This is a genomic window from Vibrio sp. S/42/10 (assembly GCF_029890535.1).
Taxonomy (GTDB): domain Bacteria; phylum Pseudomonadota; class Gammaproteobacteria; order Enterobacterales; family Vibrionaceae; genus Vibrio; species Vibrio cyclitrophicus.
Map to the genome: position 1 here is coordinate 1 of NZ_JAKMZC010000045.1, position 919 is coordinate 919.

Below are 919 nucleotides of genomic sequence, written 5' to 3' on the forward strand. Positions count from 1 at the left end.
CCAACCTGGAGATATGGACGCTCACTTAGTGAGTTGACCACTGCGGAGTGGTAGTTCAGTTGGTTAGAATACCGGCCTGTCACGCCGGGGGTCGCGGGTTCGAGTCCCGTCCACTCCGCCACTTATTAGAAAGCCCTGCTAGTAATAGCAGGGCTTTTTTGCATTTGAAGAAAAGTGTTTTGCTTTTAGATTGTATGAGTGCGGTAAAGGCATCGAGCCCCTGCACTTAACGCTATGCCGGCACATATTAGAAAGCCTAGTCTGACGACTAGGCTTTCGTCGTTTACGACGTATGAGTTTGAATATTCGTTTCCGAGTTCTGTCGAAGTGTTGTTCGCTGATCATGACCTTTCATTGGTTAACCTTTCAGAGTGTCTAAGAACGGCTTACTTATTATTAAGCTGAGCGTCGATAAAAATAACAAGCTTTTAACGTTCTATAGCTGGATATGGATAGTTACTTAATGGCTAACTTACCGTGGTTTGAATTTACTGGTAAATATCTTTAAACATCTTCTGTTACTCTCGAAATGAACGTCATTCACTGTGGGGGTATAGGTATCACTTCATCGACTAAGCTTCTTGAATCTCTTTTAAAGAGCTTGCTCAAAAAAAACGAGACACAGCTAAAGTAGCTTTCCGTGTGTTTAGGTGCCTCTATTGAATAATACTTGTTTTGGTTATTTTGGTTATTTTGGTTATTTTGGTTATTTTGGGTGTGTAGGGAGGTGGTTTATAGATAGTGTAGAGGCGATCTTGGGATAAACAGAAGATACAAAAAAGCCGATGCTAGTGAACTGACCCCCAATAGTTGGACACCAATTATTGGGGGTCTTTTTATGTCCAAATATAGCCGAGAGCTAAAATGTATCATTGCTAGGCAATACTTAGATGGCACGTCATCTCTCTACTTAGCAAAA

At 41.5% G+C, this 919-nt stretch carries 1 tRNA gene and 1 pseudogene; both read left to right on the forward strand.

The features are described 5' to 3' along the window. The first annotated feature begins 44 nt into the window (after nt 1-44). Nucleotides 45-121 (forward strand) — tRNA-Asp (locus L8S15_RS21715). A 717-nt stretch (nt 122-838) separates the two neighbouring features. Then, nucleotides 839-919: pseudogene (locus L8S15_RS21900) on the forward strand (helix-turn-helix domain-containing protein); the annotation flags it as partial.